Origin of the sequence: Parashewanella spongiae (assembly GCF_004358345.1) — a bacterium.
GTDB classification, from domain to species: Bacteria; Pseudomonadota; Gammaproteobacteria; order Enterobacterales; family Shewanellaceae; genus Parashewanella; species Parashewanella spongiae.
On the sequence record NZ_CP037952.1, the window covers coordinates 4507018 to 4524418 of the forward strand.

The 17401-nt window shown below is 39.0% G+C and carries 11 protein-coding genes and 1 tRNA gene; 6 read left to right on the forward strand and 6 right to left on the reverse strand.

Annotated elements, in window-relative coordinates; genetic code table 11:
- Window positions 1-27: 27 nt before the first annotated feature.
- From epd to E2I05_RS17930, 4 genes are all read right to left on the reverse strand, one after another.
- Window positions 28-1053, reverse strand: a complete 1026-nt coding sequence (gene epd / locus E2I05_RS17915) for an erythrose-4-phosphate dehydrogenase (RefSeq protein WP_121852140.1) — start codon at window positions 1051-1053, stop codon at window positions 28-30.
- A gap of 104 nt (window positions 1054-1157) precedes the next feature.
- Window positions 1158-3149, reverse strand: a complete 1992-nt coding sequence (gene tkt / locus E2I05_RS17920) for a transketolase (RefSeq protein WP_121852141.1) — start codon at window positions 3147-3149, stop codon at window positions 1158-1160.
- A gap of 557 nt (window positions 3150-3706) precedes the next feature.
- Window positions 3707-6064, reverse strand: coding sequence for a hypothetical protein (locus tag E2I05_RS17925; protein ID WP_145964480.1), 2358 nt, complete (start codon window positions 6062-6064; stop codon window positions 3707-3709).
- Complete coding sequence (locus E2I05_RS17930) at window positions 6052-7302, reverse strand: hypothetical protein (protein WP_133309784.1); 1251 nt, start codon at window positions 7300-7302, stop codon at window positions 6052-6054. The genes E2I05_RS17925 and E2I05_RS17930 overlap by 13 nt, the downstream gene beginning before the upstream one ends.
- 693 nt (window positions 7303-7995) lie before the next feature.
- Between E2I05_RS17930 and metK the strand changes: the two genes are divergently transcribed.
- From metK to E2I05_RS17955, 5 genes are all read left to right on the forward strand, one after another.
- Complete coding sequence (gene metK / locus E2I05_RS17935; protein ID WP_121852143.1) at window positions 7996-9147, forward strand: methionine adenosyltransferase; 1152 nt, start codon at window positions 7996-7998, stop codon at window positions 9145-9147.
- Between the two features lie 426 nt (window positions 9148-9573).
- Window positions 9574-10287 (forward strand): hypothetical protein, encoded by a 714-nt coding sequence (locus E2I05_RS17940; protein WP_121852144.1) that lies wholly within the window; start codon window positions 9574-9576, stop codon window positions 10285-10287.
- A 92-nt stretch (window positions 10288-10379) separates the two neighbouring features.
- Complete coding sequence (locus tag E2I05_RS17945) at window positions 10380-11597, forward strand: ATP-binding protein (RefSeq protein ID WP_121852145.1); 1218 nt, start codon at window positions 10380-10382, stop codon at window positions 11595-11597.
- Window positions 11594-12124, forward strand: a complete 531-nt coding sequence (locus E2I05_RS17950; protein WP_121852146.1) for a response regulator transcription factor — start codon at window positions 11594-11596, stop codon at window positions 12122-12124. Before E2I05_RS17945 ends, E2I05_RS17950 begins: the two co-directional genes overlap by 4 nt.
- Before the next feature lie 426 nt (window positions 12125-12550).
- On the forward strand, window positions 12551-13444 hold the full coding sequence (locus tag E2I05_RS17955; protein WP_121852147.1) for a hypothetical protein: 894 nt from the start codon (window positions 12551-12553) through the stop codon (window positions 13442-13444).
- 83 nt (window positions 13445-13527) lie between these two features.
- Here E2I05_RS17955 and E2I05_RS17960 read toward each other — a convergent pair whose 3' ends face one another.
- Window positions 13528-15594: a TonB-dependent receptor plug domain-containing protein gene (locus E2I05_RS17960; protein WP_165905428.1), complete on the reverse strand. Its 2067-nt coding sequence runs from the start codon at window positions 15592-15594 to the stop codon at window positions 13528-13530.
- Between the two features lie 613 nt (window positions 15595-16207).
- Here E2I05_RS17960 and E2I05_RS17965 point away from each other — a divergent pair.
- Window positions 16208-16292: transfer RNA gene (locus E2I05_RS17965), tRNA-Leu, on the forward strand.
- Window positions 16293-16343: 51 nt separating this feature from the next.
- Here E2I05_RS17965 and E2I05_RS17970 read toward each other — a convergent pair.
- Window positions 16344-17270, reverse strand: a complete 927-nt coding sequence (locus E2I05_RS17970; RefSeq protein WP_121852149.1) for a phospholipase D family protein — start codon at window positions 17268-17270, stop codon at window positions 16344-16346.
- Between the last annotated feature and the right edge of the window lie 131 nt (window positions 17271-17401).

The following is a 17401-nucleotide window of genomic DNA, read 5'->3' on the forward strand; positions in this document are numbered from 1 at the left end:
AATAATTCTGTCTGACTTGCATTCACACTATGAGTTAACAGCAAGCCGAGTTCGTGCCATCGCTAGGGCGGTATCTAACATTCGGTTAGCAAAACCCCACTCGTTATCGCACCATAATAATAATTTCACTAAATGTCCGTCACTGACTCGTGTTTGAGTACCATCAACAATGCTAGAACGCGGATCATGATTAAAATCACAAGATACTAATGGTTCTTTTGTGAAACCCAACACGGCTGAGAAACGTCCTTTTGCGGCCGATTCTAGTACATTATTGACTTTGGCAATATCGACTCTGTGCTCAAGTGTGACCGATAAGTCAATTGCAGTAACATTTATGGTGGGAACACGTACTGAAATAGCTTCAAACTTATCTTTTAAGTGCGGAAAAATTCGCTCGATGCCTCGTGCTAACTTGGTATCTACAGGAATAATTGATTGTCCGGCCGCACGAGTCCGTCGTAAGTCAGTATGATATGCGTCAATAACGGGCTGATCATGCATTGCAGAATGTATAGTGGTGATTGCACCACTTTTAACAGTGAAGTTTTTGTCTAATAAATCAATGACTGGAATAAGGCAATTGGTCGTGCAAGAGGCGTTTGATACAATCACATCTTGAGGCGTCAGTTGATGTTGATTAACACCATAAACAATGGTGGCATCCACATTCGGGCTTGAGGGATTGCTTATCAAGACTTGCTTGGCACCTGCTTTGACATGAACCTCACATTCTTCACGGGTATTTAACACTCCAGTTGCTTCAAAAACTATATCGATATCAAGCGCTTCCCATGGCAAATCAAAGGGATTTTCAACATGCAGTAATTTGATTTTATCATCATTGATTGTCAGCGTGTCACCTGCAAAATCTACTGTGCCATCAAAACGTCCGTGGGTCGTATCGTATTTGGTTAAATGTACAATGGCTTCAGGTTGAGCTAATTCGTTAATCGCTACGATTTTTAAATGTGCATTTTTTCCTGACTCATACAGAGCACGTAATATTGTACGACCTATTCGTCCATACCCGTTAATTGCAACTCGGATCAAAATATTCCATTCCTTAACTAAGGCTTTGCTCTATGAGCATAAAAAAACGGCCTGCATTCGTATGCAGGCCGATTATAGCGATTTATATCACAAAAGTTTAGCTTTTAAAGTGCGTTAACGGTTTCAACAACATTTGCAACAGTAAAGCCAAAGTGCTTCAGCAAGTCGCCGCCTGGAGCAGACTCTCCGAAGGTTTGCATCCCCACAACGCCGCCATTGAATCCAACATATTTGTACCAGAAATCAGTATGCGCTGCTTCAATCGCAACACGCTTGGTCACTGAGCTTGGCAATACACTTTCTTTATATGCGGCATCTTGTTTATCAAACTCGTTGGTTGATGGCATAGAGACAACTCGCACATTGTTACCTTGTGCGGTCAATTCAGCCGCAGAATCTAAGGCAAGTTGTACTTCAGAGCCTGTCGCAATCAAGATAACATCTGCCTTACCAACACAATCCTGCAACACATAACCGCCTTTAGCGATGTCAGACACTTGCTCAGCATTACGAACTTGGGCAGATAAACCTTGGCGGCTAAAAATTAATGACGTTGGTGCGCTTTGACGTTCAATGGCTGACTTCCACGCTACTGCGGTTTCAGTGGCATCACATGGGCGCCATACCGTCATATTTGGCGTCATGCGCAAGTTAGCAATTTGCTCAATAGGTTGATGAGTAGGACCATCTTCACCTTGACCGATTGAATCATGGGTATAAACGAAGACGTTTTGAATCCCCATCAGGGCTGACATGCGCACAGCATTACGAGCATATTCCATAAACATTAGGAAGGTTGCACCGTAATTGATAAAACCACCATGCAAAGAAATACCGTTCATGATGCCGCTCATACCGAACTCACGGACACCGTAATAGATGTAGTTACCCGCAGGATCGTCTTGAATGCCTTTAGAGCCTGACCATAAGGTTAAGTTTGAACCTGCTAAATCCGCAGAGCCACCCAGTAATTCAGGTAACATGGCACCGAATGCACCAATGGTATTTTGCGAGGCTTTACGAGAAGCAAGTGATTCGCCTTTCTCTTGACACTCTTGGATATAGGCTTCTGCTTTTGCGGCGAAATCAGCAGGTAAGTCACCTTTTAATACGCGGCGTTCGTATTCTGCAGCCAATTCTGGGTGAGCGGCTTGATAAGCAGCAAACTTGTCATTCCAATTTGATTCAGCAGCTTGACCAGCTTCTTTCGCATCCCATCCTTGGTAAACATCGGCAGGCACTTCAAATGGTGCATGCTCCCAACCTAAAAATTCACGTGCTGCGGCAATTTCTGCATCACCTAATGGTGCACCGTGACAATCGTGAGAGCCTGACTTATTAGGCGAACCGTAACCGATGACGGTTTTACAACAAATCATGGTTGGTTTGTCTGTAATCGACTTCGCTTGTGTTACTGCTGCACTTATTGCGGCAGCGTCATGACCGTCAACATCGGCAATCACGTGCCAGCCGTATGATTCAAAACGCTTAGCTGTATCGTCGGTAAACCAACCTTCAACGTCACCGTCGATTGAAATACCGTTGTCATCCCAAAATGCAATCAACTTGCCTAAACCTAGCGTTCCAGCCAGTGAACTTGCTTCATGAGAGATACCTTCCATTAAACAGCCATCGCCTAAAAAGCAATAAGTATAATGGTCAACGATGTCATGTCCTGAACGGTTAAATTGTGCGGCCAGCGTTTTTTCAGCAATGGCCATGCCGACTGCGTTGCTGATACCTGCGCCCAATGGACCTGTGGTTGTTTCCACACCTGGTGTGTAACCATACTCTGGATGCCCCGGTGTTTTAGAGTGCAACTGACGGAACTGCTTAAGTTCTGACATTGGTAAATCGTAGCCCGAAAGATGCAAAAGCGAATAAATCAACATTGAACCGTGACCATTAGATAGTACAAAACGGTCTCTGTCTGCCCAGTTTGGATTGTTCGGATTATGCTTTAGGAAGTCATTCCAAAGCACTTCAGCAATATCGGCCATACCGAGTGGTGCGCCTGGGTGACCAGATTTTGCTTTTTGAACGGCATCCATACTCAGGATACGAATTGCGTTTGCGAGTACTTTACGGGAAGACATGCTCTCTCCTGCTGAGGGTTGTGGGCTTGCCAACAGCTGTAAACTTAAGACAATACAACTGCGGCCAATTTTGTGGCGTATTTTCGCTTACATGCTGGTTTGACGCAATGATAAATGTGATTTATCTCACTGAATTACACTTCACCAAGTCAAGCGGTATCTTAGACACATTAAAAATCGACATCGTGCAGTAAATTTAATCTTATTGCTAGAGAATCATAAGCTGGCATAAAAGCGGTATTAGGGTCTGTTGATCTTTAGTGATTGTTTTTGCAGCGATAAATTGGTTGTTTTATGCAAGGCAGAGTTTGTGAGGTTTGGTTATTATCGACATACAAAACTGTCGTTACTTCGTTTCCAAATAAGAAAACGATAACGCAGCACCTTTTATTTAGAAAGAGCGACCAATTTACGCTCTCTCTTTTTTCCGATGCTTTTGAGCATTCACTGTTCTGTGTTGTGACCAGCTCACTTAGATGGCTAAGCATCACTGCTCACGCCTTGAACAGATAAATACTCAAATAGCACAAAATTTAATCCTGAAAGATCAACAGCCCCTAAGCTGAGCTAACCTGAGCCATATTGCCTACTTTTTTATCCAGTTGCTCCAATGGAGGGATTATTCCTTTGATCAAAGCACTACCTAATTCAAATACTTTTTGATTGTCATATTTACTTTCTTCGCTTTTTCCGGCTTTAACGGCAGTTTTCTTGTACCCTTTTCTAACTTCTAGATGTTGGTATCGTAAGGAGATAAATTCATCAATACTTTTCGCCACTTCCAATGCTGACGTTATCTGTTTTTTTAAAAATTCGGCTTTTGCTTGGATCATCGATAAAGCTGTACTTTCCTGAATAGCTTCTACACTTTGTGCTTCTGACATTACGATGGAAACTTTTTTATAAATATCTTGTAATGAGCGATGAGGAGCTTCCAATGCCATAATTGCTCTTTTGGCTGATTCAAATAATTCTGAATTTCCAAAATTATGGGGCGGAGACACCATTGCTTCTGAAACCATAACACTTGCCCTATCGACAACCCCTTTATTGGCCTGTATTTCTCGTAATATTGGAGTAAGCAATACTGCAATGGCCTCGACCTGAGCTACTTTTATTCTTATTGTAAGCTCCTGACTTTGTTGGTGCTCACTTTTCAAAAGGCTAAGTTCGGTTAAGGCTTCTGCAGGTTTACTCATACACTTAGCCTCTACTTCACTCATAATCCAATCATTAGGATCAATACTTACTTTTATTTCAGGCACAGTTTCTTTCAACGATGGAGCTAAAGGGGCGCGAATTTTATCCCCTTGAGTTTTTTTCGTTTTTCTTGAAGATTTTTTTGCTTGTTTTTCTGGGGGAACTTTCTGCAATTTAGTTTTAGCTTTATGTTGCTCTTTTTTAAATCTTTTTTCGGTATTTTCGACTACTGCTTCTATTTTACTAATCTTTTGTTCAAATTTTGCAAGCTCGGTGGGTAGATCCATATCTGTAGACGACAATTCAATACCACGTAATCTAGAAACAACAATAAAAAACTGCCCCGATAACCAACCTGAATTCAAACTCGTTGCTGTTGTCGTCACCAACTGAAGTACTTGTTTCAGCCCTGATAATGTTAGTTCTTCATGTTTGCAGTTAAATGCCTTTTTAACTTCCATTGTTAATCGCCGGAACACCATATTTATTACACTTGGCTTAGTGTTGGGAAGTCCTGAAAATTTTTCAAGTTCCGTTAGTATCTTAATATCCAACTCTGGCGCTAGTACTAATTTAAAGACTAACAGCTTATGTTGAACCCCTTTAGAAAGGACATTTACCCGAGGTAAGCACTCTATGATTTTTATTCCATTTGCAACAGACAAAAAGTGCTCAACTCTTTGATAAACTGGTGAGATAATGCTGTCGTTAAGTTCACTTGAATGCTCAACAGCCAACTGGTTTAGCTTTTCCAAAAAAACTAAAATCGTTTCAAGTTGAAAAATGACCAAAGTACCCACGTCATAGAGCACTGCCGACGTTTGCGCACCAGTATGTTCAAATTGAGAGCAGACACCAAACATTAAGCGAAACTCAATAAATTCACATAATAAGACATCATATTCATCAAGCAATTTCAAAGACTGAGCAACAAGCTCGTTCCGTTCTGTTTCTTGAGAAGCTGCCAATGCGCCGTTAATTTTTTGATCAACATGTTGAAAATGAGTGCCAAGTTTTATTCTGCAGAAGCAATCTAGCCACACTAGTTCAAGCAGTTTTAAATGTATGGGAAGAATCGTTTTATAATTGCTTAAATAACTAGGTGGAACATGCTGGTAGGATGACTTTATAAGACGATATTCAAGCCAGTTATTATTCAAGTATTGGCGATAATCTAAAATCAATTCCTTAAATTGTGTTAGCCATGACTCCGAGTATTTTGCTTCGGGTAATGCACTTTCTTCATTCCTCATTATCTCTACGATCTGATCAGGAGTTTTTGGGTTACTTTCCCTTAACTTCTTAGCTCTGGATGCAATTAAATTTAATATTTTATGTTGCTCTTCTCGGTTAAAAAATAACTTTGACCTATGTTGTTTATATTCATCAAGGCTTAAATAAGGTTTCGGAGGTTTTTTAGGGGTCGTAATTGCAGCCAGACATTCACATAATTGTATTTCGTGCGCATTCAGACTGAGGCTTGTATTCACCGTCCAAACCAATGGCTCAGGTTTTACTGAATAGTCTTTTTTTTCTTGTACTAAGCTCTGACGACCATATGAAGCAGGGAATGTATCTTTTTTCATTTGAAGCGTTAGGTTATGGCGCCTAGATAGTTCTTGCACTAACGGCTTCAAAGTCTGTTTTTTTTCTATATAAGGGAAGACTCTTGGGTGGCTTAATAAACACACAAGACCATGAATCACCTCCCCCACAATGGCATATCGTCGTGTTGCACCGCCTTCAAGTATCTTGCTAACATTTCAGTCAAAGCCCGCAAAGTAATATTAAACTGAAGCTCTGGCAATTCTTCCAATTCTGGTAAAACCAACTTAATAATGCTGGCCCAACTCTTTGGTTTAATGACAAAGGCGTAATATCTAAATCCATTTGTTAAATGATAATAATACAGTGATTTATTTTCTTTTATCTCTGAGTTGGTTAAAACATCGTATTCAAGTCGTTCGACAAACCCTTCATAGATTTGTAATTTATCACGAAATCGTTGGACGATGGGTGCTTCAGAGCCATGTACAACGACCAAACTTTGAGCAATGACGCTGATAAAGTACAGGCTTAACATCGAAGCATTTGGAAACTTATCTTTTTGCTCTTCTGCTGCTGCAATCAAATAATACTCTTGAATGAATTTCAGCAAATTTAATGAAAAGTCTTCATGGAAAAGATCGGATAAAAGACCTGAAATTAAAATTGACAGTTCATCAACTTTCTTCCCAATCCCTTTTAAATGAGCTGGCATCAAGTCAACAATCAGGATAAACAGCCCATATTTTTGCAGCAAAAATATAAAGTAATTGAAAATAACATCGATTATTTTAAGGTGCATTTCTTGGTATCCAATCACAGAAAGGTTAGTCACACTTCTCTGATGAAACCCCTCAAGAAAACAGCCTTCGTCTGGGTAAGTATCCCGATACAATTTATATCGTTTAAACAAGCCTAAACATTCACAAATCAGTTTCATCATTTCTGTCTTATTTAACACATCATTTTCTGTTGATTCTGGTGGAAAATTTGAAAATTTTTTGATGCTTCTAATGAGAAATCGGTGGGCTTCATGAAAGATCACATGCAAGCCTCTTTCTTGATATAGCTCAAAGAATGTCACCTCAGGCATGGCCCAAACTATTGCCTTATTTGTTTGTGTAAATCGCTTTTGGGCACAAGCTTGCAATTTACTTGCACAAGCCGTTTTTCTAACTGGAGCAAATGGGCTTATTGAAGAAGTTAATTTTGGCTCTCCTGCTTGACTTGGTTCTAGAGTAGCCTTAGCTGTAGAAGACCCATTCAAATCAAGGTCACGTTCATCCGAAACTTGAGCAACATGGGGGCTACTATTTGTTTCGTCTGGTTGTTGAGTCTCATCTTCAACTAATACGGGTAAGGGATCATAAAAGTAGCTTGTAAGTTGAGTTTGTAATGACGACCACATGAGATAGCTCAATTATTAACAATATCTTTTTATACCTTGTTTTAGCTGACTCACACATGAACACCTGTCATTAAATGAAATGGCAACCCTTTTTCACCTCTTATACCAATTACAGTAATTAAATTCCCAGCTCAGAGCTATGTATGTGTTCAAATTACAAGTGAAATTGATGAAGACATAGTTATTACCGACATACAAAACTGTCGTTATTACATTGCTACGTTGAGACAGTTTTGCGTAGTAATTTGGACACATACAAGCTCCCGAAGGGCAAGGCTAAAGGATTCCATTACTAGGTTACAAGTTTTTGAATTATCCCGACAAAAGCACTAAGTGCGTTGAACGCCAGTTTTATATGGCGGCCGTAGGGAATATAGTACTTCAAACTTGCGCCTTGTACTGAAATCCTTTAGCTCTTGCTAAGTGGGAAGTTAATTACTGTAATTGGTATTATTCACTGAATTTTAAAGTTTTTCCGTTTGTTAACGGCAAGTAAGATTTATTTTTACCGTAAATAAAAATAATTAAAATATTAAAAATCCCAATTAAGGGATGAAAAATAACTGCAACTGAACTAAAATAGCCGTCTAGATGTAAATGCTTCTATACTTTGTAGGGTTATTCAATTAACTTTTATTAACCGTTGTACTAGATACAGAGGCATATCAACCTAATTTGATGAGATTTCCCCCAATGGCAAAACATTTATTTACTTCTGAGTCTGTTTCTGAAGGTCACCCTGATAAAATTGCAGATCAAATATCAGATGCCGTTCTTGATGCAATTTTGACTCAAGATCCTAAAGCTCGTGTCGCTTGCGAAACCTACGTAAAAACAGGCATGGTAATGGTAGGCGGCGAAATCACAACTTCGGCTTGGGTTGATATCGAAGAAATCACTCGTAAAACCGTCAGAGACATAGGTTATACCCATTCAGATATGGGTTTTGATGCTGACTCTTGCGCCATATTAAACGTTATCGGTAAACAGTCTCCTGATATTAACCAAGGTGTCGACCGTGCTGATCCAAAAGATCAAGGTGCGGGCGATCAGGGCTTGATGTTCGGTTACGCCAGTGATGAAACTGATGTACTTATGCCTGCTCCTGTAACTTATGCTCATGCTTTAGTTAAAAGACAGTCTGAAGTTCGCAAAGACAACACCTTGCCATGGTTACGCCCTGATGCAAAAAGCCAAGTCACCTTTGCGTATAATGAAGGAAAAATTGTTGGGATTGATGCCGTGGTGCTTTCAACTCAACATTGTGACAGTGTCAATCAAACCGACTTAATTGAAGGCGTGATGGAAACCATCATTAAACCAGTGTTACCTTCAAAATGGCTGAGTAATGAAACTAAGTACTTCATCAACCCAACTGGCCGTTTTGTGATTGGTGGTCCTGTAGGTGATTGTGGTCTAACAGGTCGTAAAATCATTGTTGATACCTACGGAGGTATGGCTCGACATGGTGGCGGCGCATTCTCTGGTAAAGACCCTTCAAAAGTTGACCGTAGCGCCGCTTATGCGGCTCGTTACGTAGCAAAGAACATTGTTGCTGCTGGTTTAGCGGCTCGCTGTGAAATCCAAGTGTCGTATGCCATTGGTGTAGCAGAACCTACATCAATCAGTGTTGAAACCTTTGGTACAGGTAAAGTTTCTGAAGAAGTACTGATTAAGCTGGTACGCCAACACTTTGATCTTCGTCCTTATGGCTTAACAGAAATGCTCGATTTGGCTCGTCCTATCTACCAAGACACTGCGGCTTACGGTCACTTTGGTCGTAACCAATTCCCTTGGGAAGCGACGGATAAAGCTGAAGTATTAAAAGCTGACGCAGGTTTGTAAAGCTTCACTATTTTACTTTCTTTGTTGATACAAACAGTATTTACAAGTCACTCTAACTAAGCTCGTTTCAGATAAAATGGAAATGAGCTTAGGAAAGTTGCGGAAGAAAGTATACCGATGAGTTCTCGTCACTCCAGCGCAGGCTGGAAACAAAGTAACGACAGTTTTGTATGTCGGTAATAACTATGTTTTCATCAATTTCACTTGTACTTTGAACACATACATAGCTCTGAGCTGGGAATTTAATTACTGTAATTGGTATTAGCTATTCGTAAATCGAAAAAAACATTAAGTTTCGTTCATTTTACAGGTGAAAAATTGCTCTTATCCAGCTAACCATGTAAAACCATATGCTCTGTTATATAACTCTGTATAAGACTTTTTCTATATCAATGACTTTGGCTAAAATTGATGGAGGATCGTAGTATGATAACTGCAACACCTTTCAACTCTTCCCGAGATCAATACCATGGAGAAGAACACTTCACTTCTCAAGCTGTAACACAACAAAAATCAACGACTGCGACTTCTGATCACGCAGAGAAGTTTCAATCAACACCATTATCAGAAAGTGAAAAATCCGCTCCTCATCCATCTAACCAAACACACCGATTAAAACATACCCAAAAACCATCTAACGGAAGCCTAGTTAGGACAACTAACAAGCAGCTAGACGTTGAAAATAAAGAAAAATTAGTTTCACTTCATGAAGTCTATAAACTAAAATTTGCTGCTATACCCCACAGTGCAAAATCATTTTTAATTAAATCAAATAAAACAGATCAATTAAGGCAAGAATCAATCAAAAAGCACATCCTAAAAATACAAAATACAAAAATGCCTTCCATTCGCGAACTTCACGTACCTAAACCGGCAATAAGAAGTACCCAAAACATTATCAAAGACAGGATCTGTGAATTAACCATGTTAATTAAAAACAGTGAAAGTCGACAACAGCGTCTTCAAAATTCAAGGAAGTCACTCCCCCCAAAAAGAACTGACTGTTCTCGTCGTGAATACCTTGAACAATTCAACATTTGTACCAGTTTAATGAACCTCAATATTCAGTTAAGGCGCTACAATTCTGAGCTTGCTGAACTTTGTTCTGATGACAACCAAATTTTTCTTCGTGACAGATAACATAGATCAATAAATGCAAATATTTACATTTATTAGAATCTCATAACCCTTTATTATTTAATTAAAATAACCAAATTAAAGACGAGTGAAGAATGCAAGAATCGAAGGTAACCCAGAGTCTTATTTATCCTCGATATTTTGGTTTTTTGATCAGATTATTATTGACCTACTGGTTAAGTGATTGGTTTGGTTTAAGTCTTGACTCACAATTGCTGGGGTACTTTTTTGCCGTTGAACTAATTTATCTATTCATCAGTCATCATCAACTTGCTAAAGTCTATGACTTTAATGATGGTCTGTTTTGGTTATTATTGATTGATAATGCCTTTTGGCTTAGCTGGCTATATCTCACTGGTGGCGCGACTAACGCCTTCATATCTTCACTATTAATTCCAATCGCTATCGCGGCTATTGCGCTCCCTATATGGAACTCTTTATTACTCAGTATTATTAATTGCCTTGCTTATAGTGTCATGCTTTATCTATCTTCAGATAATAATCATATGGCTCACATGAATATGGGGGCTCACTATATTGGGATGTGGCTGAACTTTATTCTTTCGGCCGTTGTGATTAACGCCAGTTTAACCTTAATCAGTCGAAAACTTAGACAAAGAGACTCTCAACTGAGTCAATTGAGAGAATCACAGCTAAAACAAGAACAATTAGTGGCTTTGGGTGCCACTTCTGCGCAAATGGCACACCAACTTGCGACTCCACTATGCAGCATGAGGTTATGGTTAGACGAAATATCAGAAAAATATACGCATCAAGGTATTAATGAGATTAATGCCAATTTGATACGCTGTGAGTCCAGCTTAAAAGAATTACGTATGGCCACAGAGGCAATTCGCGAAGGAAATAAGCAATCATGGCCGGTTGACCGATTCATACAAGACGTAAAAAAGAAAACCCAATTACTGCTTCCCCATCATGAAATTACTTGGACAATTCCTAACGATTCAAAGCATCTGGTTAGTATCGATCATGGCGTATTACCAGCCTTGATCACTTTAATTGATAATGCGGCCAAAGCCAGTTTTGATTTCATGACTCAAGCAAAAGTCGAATTAGCCATTGAATTGAGTCCCCATCATTTAGTCATCAATATTAGGGATTTTGGGAAAGGTATTGATAGCAATTTATCTCCCTATCTTGGTCACAAAATGGTTCCGAGCAATAATGGCCTAGGTATAGCCTTGTTACTCACCAATGCCACCTTGGAGCGGAATCTCTCAACTCTAAGTTTAGCCCAACACTCAGAGCAAGGAAGCATTGCCATTGTACATATACCGGTGAACACAAAATGAATAAGTTATTGATCATAGAAGATGATATCTCTCTTGCTCAAGTGCTGGCACGAAGACTTGCAGCGCAACATTATCAGATCATGATGGCACACGATAAAACTCAAGCTCTTTTACAGGCAAGACAATGGCAACCCAGTCATATATTACTAGATATGAAACTGGACGAAGACAATGGCCTAGCACTCATTCAACCATTAAAACAATTACTGCCTAACTGCGTTATTGTATTACTTACTGGATTTTCTAGCATCGCGACAGCGGTAGAAGCCATACGCCTTGGTGCTGATAATTATTTGGCTAAACCTGCTGACACACAAACCTTAGTGCAAGCCTTATCTATGACAAATGCGAACTTAGAAGAACTCGTTCCTGAAGAGCCTATCATGACGCCTAAACGCCTAGAGTGGGAGCATATTCAACAAGTACTTGCGGCAAACAAAGGCAATGTATCCGCTACCGCAAGGCAACTCGGTATGCACCGTCGTAGCTTACAAAGAAAACTGGAGAAAAAACCGGTTGCTACTTAGGAACTGTCCCAAAATAACTTCCCTGTTTTGCTGTCGTTTATTTTTGAGCTTATACAAGGCGAAGAAAGTGTGGTGTAGTTACTCTACATAAGCTTTCGACAACACAGTAGAAGCCAAAAATAAACACAGCCCAAAGGGTTACGCTTAAAATTGCCACTCTCTACGTTACTCATTTTTCATTTAGAATAACTAAACTTCATTCTTCGTGCCTTGATATTGACAATTTTAAGCAGTAACAAATCGGTAAGTTATTTTGAGACAGTTCCTTAATACTTCTTCTTTAATTTTGATTAAATAATATTCATTATAAAATTTATAAACTTGCCCAAGCTATATGCTATTTTGTACAAAATTTAGTATGCAGTTCAATTACAACGTGAAAATATCCTCTAACAAGGTTCAAGCCTATATTTAGGAGAGTTTTAAATGCTCACTCCTCCAGTTCAAGATTTTCAGCAACTGACTCGCTCACCTTCCGGCGTTGAACCTGCTTCGGAACCAAAACTCGATATGCTTATCAGCGCAGGCAGCAATGATTTTCACGTTGAAACTGATATGGAGACAGAAGATCGAGCTGTTTCGAATTTTTTACAAGAAACTGAAACTCAAGCAGACCATGTAGAACCAGTAACAGCTGCGAGTGTAAATGATGTTGTTATGGCCGATACATTATTCGGTTCAAAATGTGAAGCTACTTTATTTTTATTGGAGAAACGCTTCTCTAAAGTTAATTTGAGAAGGTTGTTATTTATACAATCCCAAATCATCCCAAAAGGCATTGCTGAAAGCATAGAAAAAGCAAAAAATTCAAATGCTCGATTACTTGACGTATGGATGGAGCGATGTGCAGGTTCACAAGAAGCGAATCTCAATCATCTCATCAATGCAGTAGAAAATGTTGATGTTATTTTAGCAGAGCAATTAAGATCAGAAACAACTTCAATTGAACAGCGATTATCGAATGCTCAAACACAGGTATTAACCCAAAACATGATACTAAGCACTTCTACATACGAAGAAAGAATAGAATATTTAGAAGAGAAAATTAGCAATTTAATCAAAGAGCAATTTAGTGACGCTGATCTTGATAATTTACTGTTTATCATCAGATCTCGCCGTTTGTGCAGTGCTCAATGTTATAGCGAATTTACGGCTGACACGAAAAGTTTCGACAATAAAGCCGAGGGTGCCGCTTTCATGTGGCTCAACAACTATCTACAAAAGAAGAGCGTATCACCCAACGACTCTCTACAAAAACTGGCAGAAGTGGTTCAAAAACTTGGAAAGGTTGTGGCGGCAACTCGTATCAAAAATCTATAAAAAAGAGCCAGCGGATGGATGCTGGCTCAAACGGCTTTCGGAGTCAAAAACTTTTTCTGGATGACTTTTTAGGACTGAATACTTTAAAAACTAAATAACACCGACACCCACAACTGACGTCCATAACCTGGAATACGTTCCCCTTCCGGCACTTCTTGTCCTTTTACGCGGTTAATCCCAGCTAAATGGTCGTGATACGCTTTATCTAACAAATTGCTCACTCCAGCTTTTACGAGCCAATTATCATTTTCGTAAGCCGCAAGCACATCGACCACACCGTATCCAGCTGTCGTTTGCTCTTTTTGTACAGCAGATACCTTGTCTTGTTTGTCAGCACCACGCCAAATAAGTTGTGCCCGCCAGTCTTGTTGCTGCCAATTCAATGACATTTGCCCTGAAAGTGGCGCTAAACGATACAAGTTATCATCGGTATCAGTACGTTCGCCACGTGTATAACTCGCAAGCATAGATAACTGTAATTGAGGGTGTAACTGATAACTTGCCTCAATATCCATTCCATATAGTTTTGCATCCGTGTTAGCGAACATCAGAGGATTTTCATCCCCCATCATCATAGCCGCTACCATTTTTGTTTTAGGATCCGTTAATGGCACACCTTGTACATAATCATTAATTTTTTGCCAAAAAACTCGAGGACTCACTGAGAGTTTTCTGTCTTGATAATCAAAACCAAGCTCAGCCTGAAGGGCCGTTTCTAAATCTAAATTAACGTTGCCGACATATGTGCGTCCATCTGCTAAGCCTCCTGTTGCTTGCATTGGCACCCATAAGTAACGCTGCTGATAACTTGGGCTCGATTGCTTATGAGCCAAACTAGCACGCCAATCTAAATTTTGGTTTTGCTCCATGATCCACTGTGCCACAAGATCGATACCCAACTGGTTGGTGCTTCTATTCTGCTGATTAAACTTATCTTGCAGATACTTAATATTAGGCATCATCATTGCCATAGAGTGACTGACTTCGCCAGCATCATTAGAATATTGCTTAACCCTTGCCCCTAATTGCCAATTCTGTTCATCAACTTGTGTTGACCATTGAGAGAAAATGCTGATCGTTTGTTGCTCAACCTCAGTAAAGTTATTCACGACCATCATTGAGTTATTCGGATTCGTTATCCTTGAGTCATGAAGACTTTGTTGATAATCAATCCCAAACTGCCACTCGTCCATATTAAATGACAAACTCGCATCAATCCCTGTACTATCTGCACGATTAAAACGAGCCATCATTGGAGACATCACAGGACGCAGAAGGCTATTTGACATGCCATGGCGAGCATTTTGCCAACCTATATGCCAATTCATTTCTCCCCACTCTAATGTGGATAGTCCTGCGATTTTTAACCTGTCAGTATCAATAAAATCAATATCCATAGGTAATGCAGGGCTCGCCGAATCACCAGTATTTATGGCTTGAAAATTCACCATTAATTGATGATTTTCAGTAAATTGATTTACATATTTTGCGCCGAATTTTTGTTTATCATATACCGAAGGGACAATTTTACGTCCTTGTCCATCTTCAACGGTATCTGTACCTTTTGACTGCTCAATATGAAGGAGTAAGGCTTGATCTGTAAACGCAAGGTTAGTAAGCGCACCTAATTGGGTTTGTTTGCCATTGTCGGTGTATTGAGACAGAATATGATTGAAATTTTGTTCAGTGTCCGCTTCAACCGTATTGACTTTGAGACTGCCACCGATTGTATCTACGCCACTACTGACAGGAGCAATACCACGCGTCATTTCCAACGATTCAGTCATTAATGTGCCAGCATAACTCAGTGGCGTATCCATCGCATTAGGTCCTGCACCTGAGAGTGCTAAGCCATCGACTTCAGTCGCAATATGATCACCATAAAGACCTCGATATTGTGCGATTTTACTTACTGGGCCATTGGCGTTTATATTGGCTCCTGGAATTGATTTTAACAAATCTGTCAAATCACTGCTTGGAATGGCATAGTTTGGGGTAGCCATAGCACTTTCATTAACATCAACTCTTTTGGACACTTGCCCTCTTACTTTAATGACTTCGTGCACTTCTTTTGAACTTGTATCAGCCCAACTATAGTTGCTCACCGCATACATTGAAAAAAGTAAAACACTCAGATGATTTAGGCGCATGTTAATAATTCCTTGTACATTTGTGACTAAATTTTGCATCTGAGAAATACAAACAACAATATTAAAATAGCAGAGTGCGACATCATGTCGCAGGTAAAACAAAATCAAACAAAAACATAGAGTTAAATAATCATAATTTCAAAAAACGCATTGACTTAAGTCAATTCAATCTCTAAGTGAGATCACAATTTATACACAAAAAAGCAGACAGGAACTACATGGGCAATGTACAAAATTTCTATCTGATTTTTAAATTGAAATTGAGTTCGTATTTAAGCGGTAGAATATCCATCTTGTAGTAACATTGTAGAAATGAGCGAATTTCGCCCGATTGAACGAAATTTATAAAATTCTTATAGTAAAGCCCTTGCCATTCCCTAGGCTGTGCGTATAATTCCGTTCCATCGCAAAGACAAGTGAGTTAATGCGATGACTTCTTTAAGATGCCTGAGTGGTGGAATTGGTAGACACGTCGGATTCAAAATGCGTAGTGTGTACACTTAAGATTTAACTAAACGGTTGTTTTAAAGAGTTAATTTTTAAAAAATTAACGAACAAAAACCTTGCAAAAACCTTGCAAAGATTTGCAAAGTTTAGATAGTCTAAAAAATATGCCCGAGTGGTGGAATTGGTAGACACGTCGGATTCAAAATCCGATTTCGAAAGAAGTGACGGTTCAAGTCCGTCCTCGGGTACCATATTTTTTTGATTAACAAGCCGACCATTGAGTCGGTTTTTTTGTTTTAATCTTATTTATCCATTAGCAATTTTCTCTCTAAATATATATAAGCCTGTTCAGCCCAATACCTTATTTCATATGAAAAGCCCTTTTCCTCTTTTAAAGTAGCTAGTAATGATAATACTTTGTCTTGAGTTTTTATTCCCTTAGAGGTCATTCTTGAAAATACATCATCCATTGTTTTAAAAATACTTTTATCAGAAATAGCTGTTTCAACACTGTTCCCCGCTGCTACCCATACCAAATTTGCTGCATGAGCAGTTACCCGACGTGCTGTTCTATTACTTATATCTATAGATTCATTTTTACAGTAATGGTTGACTATTCTTGAACTAGCCATTCTAGTTTTATTTCTTTTTATAGGTTCACCATCAAATAATTCATTTTCATTAATAGGTTCTTCAGGTTTTGGTTTCACATTTTCAAACACCTTCTCATCACATACTGAGAACATACTTCTAGCTTTGTTTATATCTTTATCAGTGATTTTACTCGATCTACCCCATATTTGATCAAACCAATTCATGATCTCTAATGTTTCGCTAGTTTCAATAGCCGCTTCAATTGTTCCTATACAACTATCCAAACCAAGTCCGTTTTGTGAAAAATTGGAAGAGCCAACAATCGCTGACTTTTCTGTGATAAAAACTTTAGAGTGAAGACGTTCTAACTTCCTAATTTCAACGTTTTCTTTCTTCATCAAATCACTAATAACATCAGGGTTAGTTCCCCCATCTGAAAGGTTGCAAACTATTTTATAGTACCTATTATCACTGATTAAATATTCAACTCGCTTTCCCCAATAAGCTACAGCAATCATAATTGGTTCTGAATTGGGCTGTTTGCATGTAAGTATTTCTATGCAGTTTCTAATTGCTTTATTATCTTTTAAAAAGTTCATATGTATCATCCATGATTTAACGATTACATCGCCCATTGAGAATCCAATCGTTTACCGAGTTTACCTCTCCGTAGCTAACGTCAAACTTACCATAAACATCAATAAAACCTTCAAATAGGTAAGTTAAATTTTTTAAAATCAATACCCTACTTCATAAAACCCATGCA